Genomic DNA, 15,610 nt, shown 5'->3' on the forward strand with positions numbered 1-15,610 from the left:
CATCCGGCTCCCTTTCACGCAGAAGAGCGAAACTTGTCTTCGCTAAGTAACGAGAACGGACAGGTCGGAGCGGGGACCCGTCCCACTTGGCCGAAAGCTACGCTAACAGGTGAAGGATTCCGGTCAAGATCCTTACGGGCGGTGTTCCCGCTCTCCGGCGTGTCAGCCACGCCCTCGCGGCGGCGGCCGGTCCCCGGCGGGACCGGGTACCGCGACGCATCGCGACCAGATGCGGTGAGGGGGCGCCCGGATACCGGGCACCCCCTCACCTGTCGTGCTCCGAGAGCCTGGGCGGTCAGTTCGCCGGGCGCGGAACCGCCCGGACGTGAGTGCCGTCGCGCACGGTGCCGACGTACTCCTCCACCAGGTCCTCCAACGCCACGACGCCCAGCACCTCGCCCTCGGGGCTCACCGCCGCCGCCAGATGGCTGTGCGTCCGCCGCAGCGCCGTCAACGCCTCGCCCAACCGCAGGTTCGCGGGCAGCTCGGGAAGGCTGCGGACGCGGCCCGAGGTCACCGGCGCTGCACGATCGGCGTCGGCCTGCTCCAGCACGTCCTTGACGTGCAGGTATCCGACCAGTCGACCATCGCGGGCCTGCACCGGGAACCGAGAGAACCCGGTGCTGGTGACCGCCTGCTCCACGTCGCCGACGCTCGGGTGCTCCGGAATGGTGGTCAGTTCCGCCACCGGGACCAGGACGTCGCCCACGGTCCGCTCGGCCGAGGACAGCGTCTTGGTCAGCCTCCGGTGCTCGGAGTCCTCCAGGAGGCCCTCCCGCCGGGACTCCGCGAACAGGCTCGTCATCTCCTGCGCGGTGTAGGCGGAGGCGAGTTCATCCTTCGGCTCGACCTTCATCAAGCGCAGGATTCCGTTCGCCGCGATGTTGAACGTCCCGATCAAGGGCCGGGTGATCCGCACGAAGCCCACGTGCGCGGGGACCAGCCACATCGCCATCTTCTCGGGAGCCGCGATCGCGAGGTTCTTCGGCACCATCTCACCCAGCATGATGTGCAGAAGGTTGATCAATGACAACGCGATCACGAAGGCGATCGGATGCAGCAGCACCTCGGGCACGCCGAGGGGGTCGAGCACCCGTTCCAGCTGATGAGCCACGGCAGGCTCGCCGAGCGCACCCAGACCCACGGTGCACATGGTGATGCCCAGCTGAGCCCCCGCCAGCATCAGCGAGATCTCCTTGCCCGCCTTCATCACCGTCTTCGCCCGCTTGTGTCCCTGTTCGGCCAGGCTCTCCAGCCGGTCGCGGCGGGAGGACAGCAGGGCGAACTCGGCACCCACGAAGAAGAAGTTCAACACCAGCAGCAGCACCGCGACGAGCACGGCTGTTCCGTCACTCATCGGACACCCCTCTCACCGTCGTCCGCCGTGGCATGCGCGACGTCGGCGCGCACGGCCGTCCGGTCCTCGCCGACGTCCTCGGAGTCGCCTGCCTCGGCGACCCTGGCGACACGGAGCTCGGCGATCCGCCTGCGATCCATCCGCAGCACGGTCAGCAGCCAGCCGTCCAGCCGCACCTCGTCGGCGACGTCGGGAATCCGACCGAGGCGATCGAGCACGAAGCCGGCGAGCGTGTCGTAGTCGCCCTCCGGGATCTGCAGACCGGTGGCCTCGGCGAGCTCGTCGTCCCGAAGCAGCCCGGAGGCCACCCACGTCTGCTCGCCCATCGGGCGGATAGGGGAGATCTCCCGCCGATCGTGCTCGTCGCGCACGTCGCCGATGATCTCCTCGATGACGTCCTCGAAGCTGACCAGTCCGGCCGTTCCGCCGTACTCGTCGACCACGAGCGCGAGCTGAAGCCCGGAGCCCCGCAGCCGATCGAGGAGCGCGTCGCCTTCGAGAGAGTCGGGCACGCTCGGCACGGGCCTGGCCAGCGAGGAGACGAGCGTCGCCGCTCGCGCGGCGGACGGCAGGGTGAACGCCTGCTTGACGTGCACCACGCCGCGCACGTCGTCGAGGTCGCCGCCGTGAACCGGGAATCGGGAGAAGCCGGTCCGGTGAGCGATCTCCAACAGGTCCACCGCCGTCGACTCGGCCGTGAGCGCGGCGATGCGCACCCTCGGCGTCATCAGCTCGCCCGCCGTGCGGTCGCCGAATCGCAACGACCGGTCCAGCAGACTGGCGGTGCCCGCGTCCATGGTGCCCTGCTCGGCGCTGGAGCGGACCATGGAGCCCAGCTCTTCGGGGGAGCGTGCCGAGCGCAACTCGTCCGCGGGCTCGACGCCGAGCCTGCGGACCAGTGCGTTCGCTCCGTTGTTGGCGACGTTGATCACCCAGCGGAAGATGCGGGTGAACCACGAGTAGATGCCGGTCACCGCCCGAGCGGTCTCCAACGGCCTGGCGATGGCCAGGTTCTTGGGCACCAGCTCGCCGAAGAGCATCGAGAGGGAGGTGGCCATGATCAGCGCCAGTGCGACGGAGGCGCCCGTCGCGACCGACGAGGGGAGCCCCAGACCGCTCAGCAGCGGATCGATGAGATCGCCGATCGCGGGCTGCGCGAGGAAACCGGTGGTGACCGTGGTGAGGGTGATGCCGAGTTGAGCGCCTGAAAGCTGGAACGACAGGGTCTTGTGCGCCTGCTGGACCAGCTTCGCCCGTTTGTCGCCGACCTCGGCGACATGGGCGTCGATGGTGCTCCGCTCCAGCGACGTGAGCGCGAACTCGGCGGCGACGCAGATGAAGGTGCCTGCGGTGAGCAGGGCGACCGTGGACAACAGCAGGATGTTGATCAGAATCTCGTTCACCGGGCGCACCCTTGCGGGGCACACGGGACGATATGGCAGCCGGGATCTTCGCCCGGCTCGCTACTGCTGCCGGGTGACTCCGCCTTCTGCACGGAAGTCTTCACTCCTTTTTCACCTAGGCCGACGTTCCCGCCGTTCGCGCCCGAGGTGTCGGCACGCGGCACGTCGAGGTTCGTCGGGAATCGGAAGGCTCATTGTAGGGCTTGGGCGGTCGGACGCAGCGCCGAACGGCCTAGTCATGGGCGGGCAAGTGGGCTAAAGACCCGAGCGGCGTGGTTCGCGATCGCGTGTGTCCTCCCGGCGCAAGCCGCCGTTCGGCGTAATGTCGGACCTCGATTGTGGCGGGTGGTGGTCGAGGGGCGGAGGGGCGGCGTGACCCGGAACGGACCCATCGAGCCGGAGCAGCGGGGCTTCTTCGGCCACCCTCGCGGTCTCGCGACGCTCTTCTTCACCGAGATGTGGGAGCGGTTCTCCTACTATGGGATGCGGGCGATCCTCGCCTTCTACCTGTACCGATCGGTCACCGAGGGCGGCCTCGGCGTCGACCAGACCACCGCGTTGGCGCTGGTGGCGGCCTACGGATCCGCCGTCTACATGGCGAGCGTCGTCGGAGCCTGGGTGGCGGACCGCCTCCTGGGCACCCAGCGGTCCGTCCTCTACGGCGGCATCGTCATCATGCTCGGCCACATCGTGCTCGCCCTGGTCCCGGGCCTCGAGGGCGTCGGGCTCGGCCTGAGCCTGATCATCGTCGGCACCGGCCTGCTGAAGTCCAACGTCTCCGCGATCGTCGGAACCCTCTACGGGCCGGCCGACGAACGGCGCGACGCCGGGTTCTCGATCTTCTACATGGGCATCAACCTGGGCAGCTTCCTCGCTCCGCTGCTCACGTCGCTGGCGGCCGAGCGGGTCGACTTCCACCTGGGCTTCGGGCTGGCCGCCATCGGCATGGCGATCGGGCTGCTGCAGTACGTGCTGGGCAGACGGCATCTCGGCGAGGAGGGACGGCGGCCGACCAACCCGATCTCGCCCGCCGATCGGCGCGGACTGCTGCTCCGGGTGGGACCGCCCGCCGCGCTGGCACTCCTCGTCGTGCTGGTGATCCTGCTCACCGGGCGTTTCACCATGACCGGGCTCGTCAACGTGCTGAGTCTGGTCTCGGTGCTGCTCCCGATCGTCTACTTCACGGTGATCCTGCGCAGTCGCATCACCCGCGTCGAGCGGGATCGCGTGCTCGCGTTCATCCCGCTCTTCCTCACCAGCGTGGTCTTCTGGATGCTCTTCGAGCAGCAGGCCACGGTGATCGCCGCCTTCGCCGACACCCGGGTGAACCTGTCCCTGGGCGGCTTCGACATCCCGCCGGGCTGGTTCCAGTCGGTGAATCCGGTGACGATCATCCTGCTCGCCCCCGTGTTCGCCGCGCTGTGGACCCGGTTGGGCGATCGGCAGCCGGGCACCCCGCGCAAATTCGCGGGCGGCGTCGTCTTCGTCGGACTCTCGTTCCTGGTCATGATGGTGGCGAGCACCACGGGGACCGGCGCCGAGGTCGCCCCGCTCTGGCCCGTGCTCGCGCTGGTCGTGATGACCTGTGGCGAGCTGATGCTCTCGCCGGTGGGTCTGTCGGTCAGCACCAAGCTCGCGCCCGCCGCGTTCTCCGCGCAGATGGTCGGCCTGTTCTTCCTCTCCATCGCGGCGGGCTCCGGCATCGGCGCCCAGGTCGTCGGGCTCTACTCGCCGGACGCCGAGGTGCTGTACTTCGGCGTCCTCGGCGCGCTGGCCGTGCTGCTCGGCGTCCTGCTGGCCGTCAGCACGCCGATCATCCGCAGACTGATGCGCGGCGTGCGGTGATCCGGCGTGCGGTGATCCGGTGGCGGCTCGCGTCGAATCACTCGGCGGCCCGATGCCTGCGGACGGATTCCTCCACCAGGTCCAGCACCGGCCCCATGGCCTCGGCGGACAGGCCCTTGGCCAGGTGGGACACCAGGCCCTCCAGGACCAGTTCCAGGTAGGCGGTGAGCACGTCGACCTCGACGTCGTCGCGCAGTTTGCCCGCCGCGTGCTGGCGTGCCAGTCGGGCCCGCGTCGCCGAGGTCAGCTCCTGAGACCGCTCCGCCCAGCGGGCCCTGAACTCGGGGTCGGTGCGCAGCCGACGGGAGACCTCCAGCCGGGTCCCGAGCCAGTAGGCCGGATGATCGGGCACCTCGGCGCCCGCGGGCACCGCGATGAGATCCCGCATCACCTGCACCAGGCCCTGTTCGGCCACCACTTCGGCCATCCGGTGGGCGTCGTCCTCGGCCAGCGCCAGGAACAACGACTCCTTGTCCCGGAAATGGTGGAAGATGGCGCCCCGCGACAGGCCGGTGGCCTCTTCGAGACGCCGGACGGTGGCTCCCTCGTACCCGTGCCGGGTGAAGCACGTCCGCGAGCCGTCCAGGATCTGGCGGCGGCGGGCATCGAGGTGATCTTGGGTGACGCGCGGCATGCGGAGATCGTCGCAGTGCTTCCGAGGAAAATCCAACACGTACGTACGTCTTGGGTGTCCATTGGTACGGACGGGCGATGAATCTGCGTCGCCCCCGGCGCGGGAGTAGCGTCGAGATTCCGGAGCAGGCGAGGAGAGCGCGATGACGCTGTCACAGAGTCCGCCGTCGGCGAGCGTGGACGCGGCCCGAATTCGTAGTCGCGTGGAGGCGGAAGCCTACGTGGCCTCCGTCTGCTTCAAACACGGGCCGCCCGCGTTGGCGGGCGTCGAACTCGAATGGACCGTGCACCACCGCGCCGACCCGCGCCGCCCCGTCGATCCACGGGAGCTGGCCTCGGCGCTCGGGGCACACGCCCCCGTCACACTGGTACCGGACAGTCCGGGTCTCCCGCTGCCCAGCGGTTCGACGATCACCGTCGAACCGGGCGGCCAGGTCGAGATCTCCACCCTTCCCCAGCGCAGCCCCCGTCGCCTCGTCGAGATCGTCGACGGTGACCTCGCGCTGCTGACCGACCTCCTCGGCGGCCGGGATCTCCGGCTCGGAGACCGAGGCATCGATCCGTGGCGTCCCCCCACCCGACTGCTGCGTACCCCGCGCTACGACGCCATGGAGCGGGCTTTCGACCGGATCGGGCCCGGTGGAAAGACCATGATGTGCAGCACGGCGGGCCTCCAGGTCTGTCTCGACGCGGGGGAGGCCGAGCACGCGACGCTGCGCTGGGCCACGCTCCACGCGCTGGGACCGGTGTTCATCGCCGCCTTCGCCAACTCCCGGCAGGTCGAGGGAGCCCGAGGACGATGGGCCTCGGCCCGGATGAGATCGCTGTTCGCCACCGACCCGGTCCGGGTCCGTCCGGGCCGCCCGGACGCCGACCCGGCTCGTGCCTGGGCCAGGCGGACGCTGGACACCCCGGCGATCTGCGTACGTCGTGCGGGCGGATTCTGGGACGTCGCGGGCCCCGTGCGCTTCGCCGACTGGATCACCGGAGCCCTGGACCCGCCGCCCAGCCTCGACGACCTCGACTATCACCTCACCACCCTGTTTCCGCCGGTACGTCCGCGCGGATATCTCGAGGTGCGGTATCTGGACACGCAGCCGGGGCGCGGGTGGATCGTGCCCGCCCTGCTGCTGATCGCGTTGTTCCACCGCCCGGAGACGGTGCTTCGCGCCGCCGAGCTGGCCGCGCCGGTCGCCCGCCACTGGGTGCCCGCCGCACGGGACGGACTGGCCGACGAGGATCTGGCGCGAGTGGTCCCGAGACTGCTGGACCTGGGCTGCGCCGCACTGAGCGGGCTCGATCTGCCCGCCGACCTGCTCGCCGAGATCGTCGAGGCCGCCCAGCGGCGCGCGGTCGGAGCGGTATTCGACCTCGGAGAGGACGAGGCATGACGACGACGGAGTCCGCCGCCACCGACGAGAACATCCTTCGGGCCGCCATCGCGGCCGAACTCGACCGCACCCGGCGTCGAAGCCTCGCCTTGACGGACAGCGTCGACGACGCCGAGCTGACCCGCCAGCATTCGCCGCTGATGTCGCCGCTGGTATGGGACCTCGCCCACGTCGGAAACCAGGAGGAGCTCTGGCTCGTCCGCGACGTGGGTGGTCTCGTCCCGCTCCGCAGCGACATCGACGAGCTGTACGACGCCTTCCGGCATGCCAGGGCGGACCGCCCCGCGTTGCCCCTGCTGAACCCCGCCGAGGCACGCGAATACGTGCGCGGCGTCCGGGAGAAGACCCTGGACGTCCTGGACCGGACACCGCTGCGCGGCAGACGGCTGGTGGACGAGGGCTTCGCCTTCGGCATGATCATCCAGCACGAGCAGCAGCACGACGAGACGATGCTGGCCACCCATCAGCTGCGACGCGGCGAGCCGGTGCTGCACGCCCCGGCGGCGCCGCCGTCGATCGCCCCGCCGTCGGCCCGCGAGGTGCTCGTCCCCGGCGGACCGTTCACCATGGGCACCGACGCCGAACCCTGGGCGCTGGACAACGAACGCCCCGCGCGCACCGTGCACGTGGACGCCTTTCATCTCGACACCGCCCCGGTGACCAACGCCGCCTACGCCGAGTTCATCGCCGCGGGCGGTTACGACCGTCGGGAGTGGTGGACCGAGGAGGGCTGGGCACACCGGCAGCGGGCCGAGCTGCGAGCGCCGCTGTTCTGGACCCGCGACTCGGACGGCACCTGGTGGCGTCGGCGCTTCGGCGTGACCGAGCCGGTGCCCGCCGACGAGCCGGTGGTCCACGTCTGTCTGCACGAGGCGCAGGCCTACGCCCGCTCGGTGGGCAGGCGGCTGCCGACCGAGGCGGAGTGGGAGAAGGCCGCGCGACACGATCCGGCGACCGGCCGATCTCGGCGTCATCCGTGGGGCGACGCGGCGCCGACCGAACGGCATGCCAACCTCGGCCAGCGGCACCTGACCCCGGCGCCCGTCGGCGCGTACCCGCTGGGCGCGACCCCGGCCGGGGTGCACCAGCTCGTCGGCGACGTGTGGGAGTGGACGTCCTCCGCCTTCACCGGCCATCCCGGCTTCGCGGCCTTCCCGTACCGGGAGTACTCCGAGGTGTTCCTCGACGGCGGATACCAGGTGCTGCGCGGCGGTTCCTTCGGCACGGACCCGTCGATGGCGCGCGCCTCGTTTCGCAACTGGGACCTGCCGATCCGGCGACAGATCTTCGCCGGCTTCCGCTGTGCCAGGGACGCGACGCGGGCGGAGCGAACCTGAGTGTGCCGCCACCTGGCATATCTCGGCCCGCCCGTATCGCTGGCCGAGCTGATGTTCGACGGCGCCAACTCGCTGGCCGGCCAGTCCTGGGCTCCGACGATGATGCGCCGGGGCGGCACCGTCAACGTCGACGGCTTCGGCGTCGGCTGGTTTCCGCCGGACGCCGCCGAGCCCGCCGCGCCGGGAGCCGCCGAGGCCGGGCGGCGACCGGGGGCCAGGGTCGTCTCACCGACGGCACGGACGGTCGCGCCGCCGTTGCGGTATCGGCGTACCGGCCCGATCTGGAACGACCACGGCTTCGCCGAGGTGGCCACGGTGGTGCGGACGCCTGCCGCCCTGGCCGCCGTCCGCTCGGCGACCACCGGGATGCCGATCAGCGAGGAGGCCTGCGCGCCCTTCCGGAGCGGGCCGTGGCTGTTCAGCCACAACGGAGTGCTGCCGGGTTGGCCGGACTGCGCCGCCGGACTCGTCACGGACCTGCCCGCCGCCGCGCTGCTCACGGAGGGAGCCACGGACTCCGCGCTGCTCTGGGCTCTGCTGCGCGCCAGGATCGACGCGGGATCGCCTCCCGCCGATGCCGTACGCGACCTGGTCGGCGAGGTCGGCGAGCTGATCCCGGGGGCGCGACTGAACCTGCTGCTGACCGATGGTGAGACGGTGTTCGCCACCACGTGGACGCATTCGCTCTTCGTCCAGCACGCGCCCGGTCGGCTGGTGGTGGCCTCCGAGCCGCTGGACGAGGACGGGGACTGGGCCGAGGTGCCGGACGCACGACTGCTCGTCGCCACCCGCGACAAGGTCGAGATCACACCGATCCATCCGACATCGGTGCCATCGAGAGGATGACCGTGAACATTCCGCACATCGACGTACACCTCGACGAGGACGCCTCGGCAGGTGACCTGCGTGCCGAGGTCGCCGGGGGCCTGACCTCGGCGCCGCGCAGGCTCTCCTCGATGTGGCTGTACGACGCGCGGGGCAGTGCGCTCTTCGAGGAGATCACCCGGCTGCCGGACTACTACCCGACGCGCGCCGAGCGCGCCGCCCTGCAGGGCGCGGCGACGGACATCGCCGAGATCGTGGTGGCGGACACCCTGATCGAGTTGGGCTCCGGCGCGGCGGAGAAGACCCGCCTGCTCCTCGACGCCATGGGCAAGCAGGGCGCGCTGCGACGCTTCGTGCCCTTCGACGTCTCGACCACCGCGTTGCGCGAGTCCGCGTCGGAGATCGCGGCCGACTACCCCGAGCTGGAGGTACACGGGATCGTCGGCGACTTCACCCGCCATCTGGACACCCTGCCGGAGGGCGATCGACGATTGATCGCGTTCCTCGGGGGGACGATCGGCAACCTGCTCCCCGCCGAGCGCGCGGCCTTCCTGACCGAGGCGCGGTCGGTGCTGCGTCCCGGGGAGTGGCTGCTGCTCGGCACCGACCTCGTGAAGTCGACCGAGACCCTGATCGCCGCCTACGACGATCCGCAGGGGGTGACCGCCGAGTTCAACCGCAACGTGCTGCGGGTGCTCAACCGCGAGCTGGACGCGGACTTCGACCTCCGGCTCTTCGACCACGTCGCGCACTGGGATTCGGTGCGGGAGTGGATCGAGATGCGCCTGCGGGCCTCGGCGCCCTCCACCGTGCGCATCGGGGCGTTGGATCTGACGATCGACTTCGCGGCAGGCGAGGAGATCCGTACCGAGGTGTCGGCGAAGTTCCGCCCCGACGGCGTCACGGCGGAACTGCGCGCGGCGGGATTCCAGCTGCATCGACAGTGGACCGACCCGGCGGGCCGGTTCGCGGTGAGCCTGGCGGAGGCGGAGTAGTCCCTCGCGGCGACGCCCGCCGCCTCGGCCGGGTTCTCGAAGACCCTCCGCCGGTCCTCCGTCTCTCGCCGCGGCCTGCGGCCGTCGGCGCCGATCGGCCGCGCGCTCGGCGTCGGCGGATGGACCCCGCCGCGATGGTGGCGTCGCCGCCGGAGGCGACGGTTCGCGTCGGGCGAACGTGCGCTGATCGCCTCCGCCCGCCGATCGTGCCGACCGGGCACCCGGCCACTCCTGCCCGAGTGGGCCGAACCTGCCGTCCACTCGGGCAGCATCGATCGGCGCGACGCCGAAGGGCGGTCGAACGGCCCGGTCACGCGGTAGGAATGGCCGGGTGGTCTTGTTCGCGAGGAACCCGGCCACGGGTTCGCCCGGCTCGTCGGGAGTCGGCGGGGCCGACGGTCGGCCGCCCGTCTCGACACCTGGCGTGCTGCCGTGTGGCGGGGCGGCCGCGCCGTCGGCCCGCCGCCGTCCCGCCCGGGCGGACCGACACCGAGGCCTCGCCGATGTCGGGCGGCGCGGGACCGCACCCGGCCGGGCCCACCGCTCTCGAAGTCGCCGCGCGGAAGGTCGCGACACCGCGGTGCGATCCGCGGCCGAGCAGCCGAACCGGATCGCGCCGACGTCGACCCCGGCGCCGCCGATCCAGAAGGGAAGATCTCTCGAGAATGCCCAGGAGACTGTTGTTCAGCGCCACCCCTGCCTTCGGTCATGTCCTACCGCTGATCCCGCTGATGCGGGCAGCCCGCGACGCGGGCCACTCCGTGGCGCTGCTGTCCGGCGCGGCGTTCCGGACGGCGGTCGCCGACGAACTCCCTCCGGGCGTCGACTACCTCGGTGCGGGGGCGATGCCGGAGGTCTTCTCCGAGGTGGCGGCCCGCCGTACCGGTGCCGACGTGTTCCGTCCGACGCCGCCGGTCATCGGTGAGATCTTCGGTGGTGCCCGTGTCGACCTGGGTATCGAGGACGGCATCGAACGAGCCGTCGAATGGGGGCCGGACCTGGTCGTGGCCGAACCGTTCGACGCCATCGGCCCGATGATCGCGGCTCGGCTCGACATCGCCTGGCATCAGGCGGGCATCGGTCCGGCCCTGCCCGCGGTGATCACCTCCGAGATCGATCGCGCCGCCTCGGCCCGATACGACCGGCTGCGCCTCCGTCCGCTCGCCGCCACGAGCCTCCTCGACCCGTGTCCGCGATCGTTGCAGGATCCGGCCTGGTCTCCGGACACCGAAGTGCGGGCGGTGCGTCCCGCGGCTCACCGTCGGTCGGTGGACGTCGCGCTCGACCTGCCCGAGGTCGGCGGGCAGGTCGAGCCGACGGTGCTCGTCACTCTGGGCACGGTCTTCTCCGATCCGGACGCCCTGTCGGCCGCCGTGGCGGCGGTGGCAGGCACCGGCGCCGACGTGATCGCCACGCTCGGCTCGTCGCTGCGGCATCCCACCGCGAGCGGCATCGAGGGTGCGCGGGCCGGAGCCGACTCGGCGCGGGTCCGGTACCTGCCCTTCACACCGTTGGCCCAGCTGCTCGACAAGGCCGACGTGGTGGTCGGCGCGGGCGGCGTCGGCACGATCGTCGGCGCTCTCGCGCACGGACTGCCGATGGTGCTCTGGCCCCAGGGCGCCGACCAGCCCGTCAACGCCGCCCGCGCCGCCGCGTCGGGAGCCGCGATCACGGTCGACTCGGCCGCCGAGATCTCCGCCGCCGTGACGGAGGTGCTGGCGTACGGCCGATACCGCGACCGAGCCCGGGAGATCGCGGCCGAGATCGCCGACCGGCCGCTCCCCGCCGAGGTGATCGCCGAGATCGCCGGGTCGTAACGGGCGCGCGGCGCCCGGCCCGGTGTGTGTCGACCGACTAGGCGGCCGTTCGGCGCGGGCGCCGCCCGGTCGGCACCACCGTCTCGCGTCGGGGCGCATCCGACCGACGGCTTGTTCGCACGTCGTCCGCGGTCGACCGCCCGGTCTCGGCCTGCCTCGGCCGCCGTGGACCGACGGGCGGCGTCTCCGCCGTCGGAGCCGAGTGACCTCGTGCCGTCGTGAGGCTTCGATGCCACGTAGAGAAGCGGGGCACCGGCCCTCGTGGGATCGCGCGTCCACCTGGTCGAAGAGGCCGTACCGGGCGAGCGGTCGCGGGCCGGGGTGCGGGCCGCGGTTCGGTGATCCGATCGACGATCGGACTCCCGGACCGCTGTCGGCCGGACTCCCCGGTCCCGGACGACCGTCAGCAGCCGTCGAGCGTCTCCTGCAGCGTGGCCTTCTCCTCCTCGGTGACGGAGAGCTCGTAGTGATGCTTGACCTCGATCCAGTGCACCGAGTACGTGCACCAGTAGTCTTCCAGCGGCGGCATCCACTGATCCGGGGCCTGGTCGCCCTTCGACCTGTTGACGCTGTTGGTCACGGCGAAGAGCTGCGCCCGCTCCATGTCGTTGGCGAACTCCTCCCGTCGATCGTCGGACCAGTCGGCCGCCCCGCTACGCCAGGCCTCGGCCAACGGAACCATGTGGTCGATGTCGAGATCGGCGGCGTCCGTCCAGGTCTGGCCGTCGTACGGACTGAGCCAGCTTCCCGAGACGGCCCTGCACTCGTCGTCTGTCTCGACGTTCTCGCCATCGCGGGACAGCACGGCCTCGCGGGTGTTGCAGCCGGGGGAGATCGTGATCCAGTGCGGGAACCGGTCCCTCGAATAGCCGTCCATCGGACCGGCCGGGCTCACCGGCAGCTCGTCCAACCGCTCACGGGCTGCCGCCGAACTCTCGGCCGCGGGGCCCTCCGCCGCGCTCGGGGAGTCCGACGGGCTCGACAGGAACGCCTCGACGTCCTCGACCGAGCAGCCGCTTAACGCCGACACCCCCAGAACGGCGGCGAGAGCCGTCACCCAGGCCTTCACGTGCCTCATCGCTCTGACACCCTCCTCTTCGTCATCGCTGTACCGCCGACGCCGCGACCGGGCGTCGTCTCAGTCCTGGTCGACACCCGCGCGGCCCGGCCGCCGGCGTCGTCTCTCGTGTGCCACTGCCCCTGCCAGGCGGCGTCCCGCCGAGCGGCCCCCGCGCGGCCGATACCGGTTCCGAGGCGATCGGCCGCAGGCGGGTGGCTCGGGGCAGGTAGTGATGGCACAGGGACGTGCCACGTCGTCCTCGCGGAACGTGAGTGCCCGCGGCTCGCGTCGGGACGCCGCGCCGCGGCCGACGGGCGGCGGGCGCGTGCCGTCTCGACGCTGTTCATCCACGGGGAAACCCTAGTCGCTCGTGGCCTGTCCGCGATCACCATGACGAGCGGAGAAACCGGGCGTTCGCCGGCGGATTCGTCACGTCGAGTAGCGGATCTCGCGGCGTACGGGGCCGTTCGGGGCGCCGTCGATCACCGGAGGCTGCCGCGGGTGTCCGGACGGGGGACGCCTACGCGCGCCGCCGTGCGACGACCGCCGAGGAGAAGCCCGCCCACCCGTTGACGGTGCCGTCGGCGCCGACGGCTCGGGCACGGCGAGGAATCGACCCCTCGACCTCCGCTCCGTCGTTCTCGACGATTCGCACCGTCGATCCACGGATCTGTACTATGGTGGCGGCAGGAGAACCGAGTGCGTCTGGGGAGACGCTCGATGACGGTTCTTTCTGGGGAGAAGAACAAATGGGGGGAATGACGATGAGCGAGCAGACCTGACGGCTGGTCCGTCGTGCCGCGCGGACGCGGAGGTCGCCGCGTCGACGATCGTCCATGCCGGTGGCCTGCTCTAGCGCTGCGCCCTGGGCATCGGCTTCCGGCGGCCTGAGCACGCCGAAGGACACCGGACACGCGGATGTCCTAACCAGTGCCGTTCGCGTGGAACGGATTCCATCCGAATCCACGCGGTTCTGTCGTCGTCATTCTGACGGAGTTCGCGCGAATACCGGTTCGTCGCTGCTGATGCCGCCGCGTGTTCGCGGATCGAAGTACTGTGAGTCATTGGGGGAGCACATGTCCGAAACCGTCGAGCTGGCCTCGAACGTCGATGCGGATCTCGCGGATCTCGTGGAGGTCGTCGACCGAACACATTCCGCGGGGCGTGCCGAACTCACCAGGTTCCGCGATCCGCTGCGGATACCACCGGTGCTGCGTCCGAAGGACGACGAACTGGTGACGGTGGTTCAGCGGGCCACCTGGGTGCGGCTGCACTCGGAGCTGCCGCCCACCCGTGTCTGGACCTATGACGGCCACCTGCCGGGGCCGACGTTCGACGTCCGACGCGGGCAGCGGGTCCGCGTGGCGTGGACGAACGAGATCGAGGGACCGTTCCCGGTGACGGCGGTGGACGTCCCGCTGCCGGAGCCGGGGGAGCCGTCTCCTTCGGACGAGCCGGGCCGCAGCGGTGGAGAGCCCATCCCCGAGGTCACCGGGCTGCCGCCGTGGACCGTCGTGCACCTGCACGGCGCGGTCACGGCGGCGGGCAACGACGGCTGGGCGGACAACGGGGTCCTGCCGGGGGAGGCACAGCTGTGCGAATACCGCAACGACCAGCCTGCGATGACCCTCTGGTATCACGATCACGCCATGATGATCACGAGATGGAACGTCTACGCCGGACTGCTCGGCATGTATCTGCTCCGTGACGAGGAGGAGGACTCGCTGAATCTGCCCTCCGGGGATCAGGAGGTGCCGCTGATCATCTGCGATCGCAACCTCGACGTCGACGAGCACGGCGCACTCACCGGGGAGCTGGTCCACAAGACCGTCGCCGAACGTGCGTTCAGCGGCCCCTTCACGCTGGTGAACGGGGTCATCTGGCCCCATCTCGACGTCGAGCGACGGTGGTACCGGTTCCGAGTGCTCAACGCCTCGAACTCCAGGACGTACACGCTGTCGCTGCGTGACGAGCGTGGAGTGCCGATCAACGGGGCGGCGTGGCAGATCGGGACGGACAGCGGCCTGCTGCCCGCCCCGCTTCCGCTGCCCGCCTCGGGTCTGGTGATGGCGCCTGCCGAGCGAGTCGATCTGCTCGTGGACTTCAGCGTCTTCGCGGGGCGCCGACTCCGGCTGGTGAACGCGGCGGCCAACCCGGGGCCCAATCCGGAGATCATGGAGTTCCGCGTCGGACGGCGTCGAGTCACCTCCGACTTCCGCCGCCCGACGACGGTCTCCGGCTCGTACGTCCGGCTGGGACGTGGAGAGCACGGCTCCGAGCACGGAAGCCGCCTGCTGGTACTGGCCAACGGGCGGAGCGGGCACGGCGAGATGTGGGAGATGCACCGCTTGGACCCGGGGCACGACCACATCCCCGAGTTCGACGGGGTCACGGTGCACGACGGCTACGTGCAGGTGCAGGACGCCCACGGAGAGGTGGTCACCTATCACCGGATGTCCAGGGTGTTCGAGGACACGGTGAACTGGTTCGTCCGGCAGGACAGCTGGGAGCGGTGGGACATCCTGAATCTGACCGGACCCACCCATCCGATCCACGTCCACCTGGTGCGCTTCCAGGCCGTCGACCGCGTGCGGTTCGACATCAGCGGCTTCGACCAGGCACGGGGCGGCACGGCGACGCCGGTGCGTCGGGTGGCGGACGGGACGCTGCTTCCCGACGAGCGAGGCTGGAAGGACACCATCCGGGTGGGCTCGGCGGAACTGGTCTCCATCCTGGCGCACTTCACGGGCTCGACCGGCCGCTACATGTATCACTGCCATCTGCTGGAGCACGAGGACATGGGGATGATGCGACCCTTCGTGGTCGCCCCCGATCCGGTGGTCACGCTTATGGAGAAGTTGCACGGTCACGGCGGAGGCCACGGCGGAGGCCACGGCCTCGACGCGGCAGCGCGGGGACGGCGGCTCGCCTCGTAGCGGACCGGACC

The 15,610-nt window shown here is 70.8% G+C and carries 12 protein-coding genes; 7 read left to right on the forward strand and 5 right to left on the reverse strand.

Going from position 1 to position 15,610, the window contains the following annotated elements; genetic code table 11:
- Positions 1 to 295: 295 nt before the first annotated feature.
- Entirely contained in the window at positions 296 to 1,357 is a 1,062-nt protein-coding gene (locus tag AHOG_RS10760) for a hemolysin family protein (protein ID WP_093941242.1), read from the reverse strand.
- Positions 1,354 to 2,760, reverse strand: a complete 1,407-nt coding sequence (locus AHOG_RS10765; RefSeq protein ID WP_093941243.1) for a hemolysin family protein — start codon at positions 2,758 to 2,760, stop codon at positions 1,354 to 1,356. The genes AHOG_RS10760 and AHOG_RS10765 overlap by 4 nt, the downstream gene beginning before the upstream one ends.
- Positions 2,761 to 3,132: 372 nt before the next feature.
- On the opposite strand from AHOG_RS10765, the gene AHOG_RS10770 reads away from it, so the two are divergent.
- Positions 3,133 to 4,605, forward strand: a complete 1,473-nt coding sequence (locus AHOG_RS10770) for a peptide MFS transporter (RefSeq protein WP_093944346.1) — start codon at positions 3,133 to 3,135, stop codon at positions 4,603 to 4,605.
- A 37-nt stretch (positions 4,606 to 4,642) separates the two neighbouring features.
- Here the strand turns inward: AHOG_RS10770 and AHOG_RS10775 are convergent, their stop codons facing one another.
- Complete coding sequence (locus AHOG_RS10775; RefSeq protein WP_093941244.1) at positions 4,643 to 5,239, reverse strand: TetR/AcrR family transcriptional regulator; 597 nt, start codon at positions 5,237 to 5,239, stop codon at positions 4,643 to 4,645.
- A 142-nt stretch (positions 5,240 to 5,381) separates the two neighbouring features.
- On the opposite strand from AHOG_RS10775, the gene AHOG_RS10780 reads away from it, so the two are divergent.
- The 5 genes from AHOG_RS10780 to AHOG_RS10800 all read left to right on the forward strand — a co-directional run bounded on the left by AHOG_RS10780 (position 5,382) and on the right by AHOG_RS10800 (position 11,603).
- Complete coding sequence (locus AHOG_RS10780) at positions 5,382 to 6,629, forward strand: glutamate-cysteine ligase family protein (RefSeq protein ID WP_093941245.1); 1,248 nt, start codon at positions 5,382 to 5,384, stop codon at positions 6,627 to 6,629.
- Complete coding sequence (gene egtB, locus AHOG_RS10785) at positions 6,626 to 7,966, forward strand: ergothioneine biosynthesis protein EgtB (protein WP_093941246.1); 1,341 nt, start codon at positions 6,626 to 6,628, stop codon at positions 7,964 to 7,966. The genes AHOG_RS10780 and egtB overlap by 4 nt, the downstream gene beginning before the upstream one ends.
- Positions 7,967 to 8,812: a class II glutamine amidotransferase gene (locus AHOG_RS10790; RefSeq protein WP_093941247.1), complete on the forward strand. Its 846-nt coding sequence runs from the start codon at positions 7,967 to 7,969 to the stop codon at positions 8,810 to 8,812. It begins immediately after the preceding gene.
- Complete coding sequence (egtD, locus tag AHOG_RS10795) at positions 8,809 to 9,786, forward strand: L-histidine N(alpha)-methyltransferase (RefSeq protein ID WP_211290572.1); 978 nt, start codon at positions 8,809 to 8,811, stop codon at positions 9,784 to 9,786. The genes AHOG_RS10790 and egtD overlap by 4 nt, the downstream gene beginning before the upstream one ends.
- A 665-nt stretch (positions 9,787 to 10,451) precedes the next feature.
- A complete protein-coding gene (locus tag AHOG_RS10800) occupies positions 10,452 to 11,603 on the forward strand; it encodes a glycosyltransferase (RefSeq protein WP_245856687.1) in 1,152 nt (383 codons plus the stop codon).
- Positions 11,604 to 12,006: 403 nt separating this feature from the next.
- Here AHOG_RS10800 and AHOG_RS10805 read toward each other — a convergent pair whose 3' ends face one another.
- On the reverse strand, positions 12,007 to 12,681 hold the full coding sequence (locus AHOG_RS10805) for an HNH endonuclease family protein (RefSeq protein ID WP_093941248.1): 675 nt from the start codon (positions 12,679 to 12,681) through the stop codon (positions 12,007 to 12,009).
- Positions 12,682 to 13,183: 502 nt separating this feature from the next.
- Complete coding sequence (locus AHOG_RS30230) at positions 13,184 to 13,318, reverse strand: hypothetical protein (protein ID WP_260403791.1); 135 nt, start codon at positions 13,316 to 13,318, stop codon at positions 13,184 to 13,186.
- Between the two features lie 421 nt (positions 13,319 to 13,739).
- Here AHOG_RS30230 and AHOG_RS10810 point away from each other — a divergent pair, with 421 nt between their 5' ends.
- The gene (locus AHOG_RS10810; RefSeq protein WP_093941249.1) at positions 13,740 to 15,599 is read left to right on the forward strand and encodes a multicopper oxidase family protein; all 1,860 of its coding nucleotides are present in this window, start codon (positions 13,740 to 13,742) and stop codon (positions 15,597 to 15,599) included.
- Positions 15,600 to 15,610: the final 11 nt, after the last annotated feature.

The sequence above is a fragment of the Actinoalloteichus hoggarensis genome (genome assembly GCF_002234535.1).
Taxonomy (GTDB): Bacteria; Actinomycetota; Actinomycetes; order Mycobacteriales; family Pseudonocardiaceae; genus Actinoalloteichus_A; species Actinoalloteichus_A hoggarensis.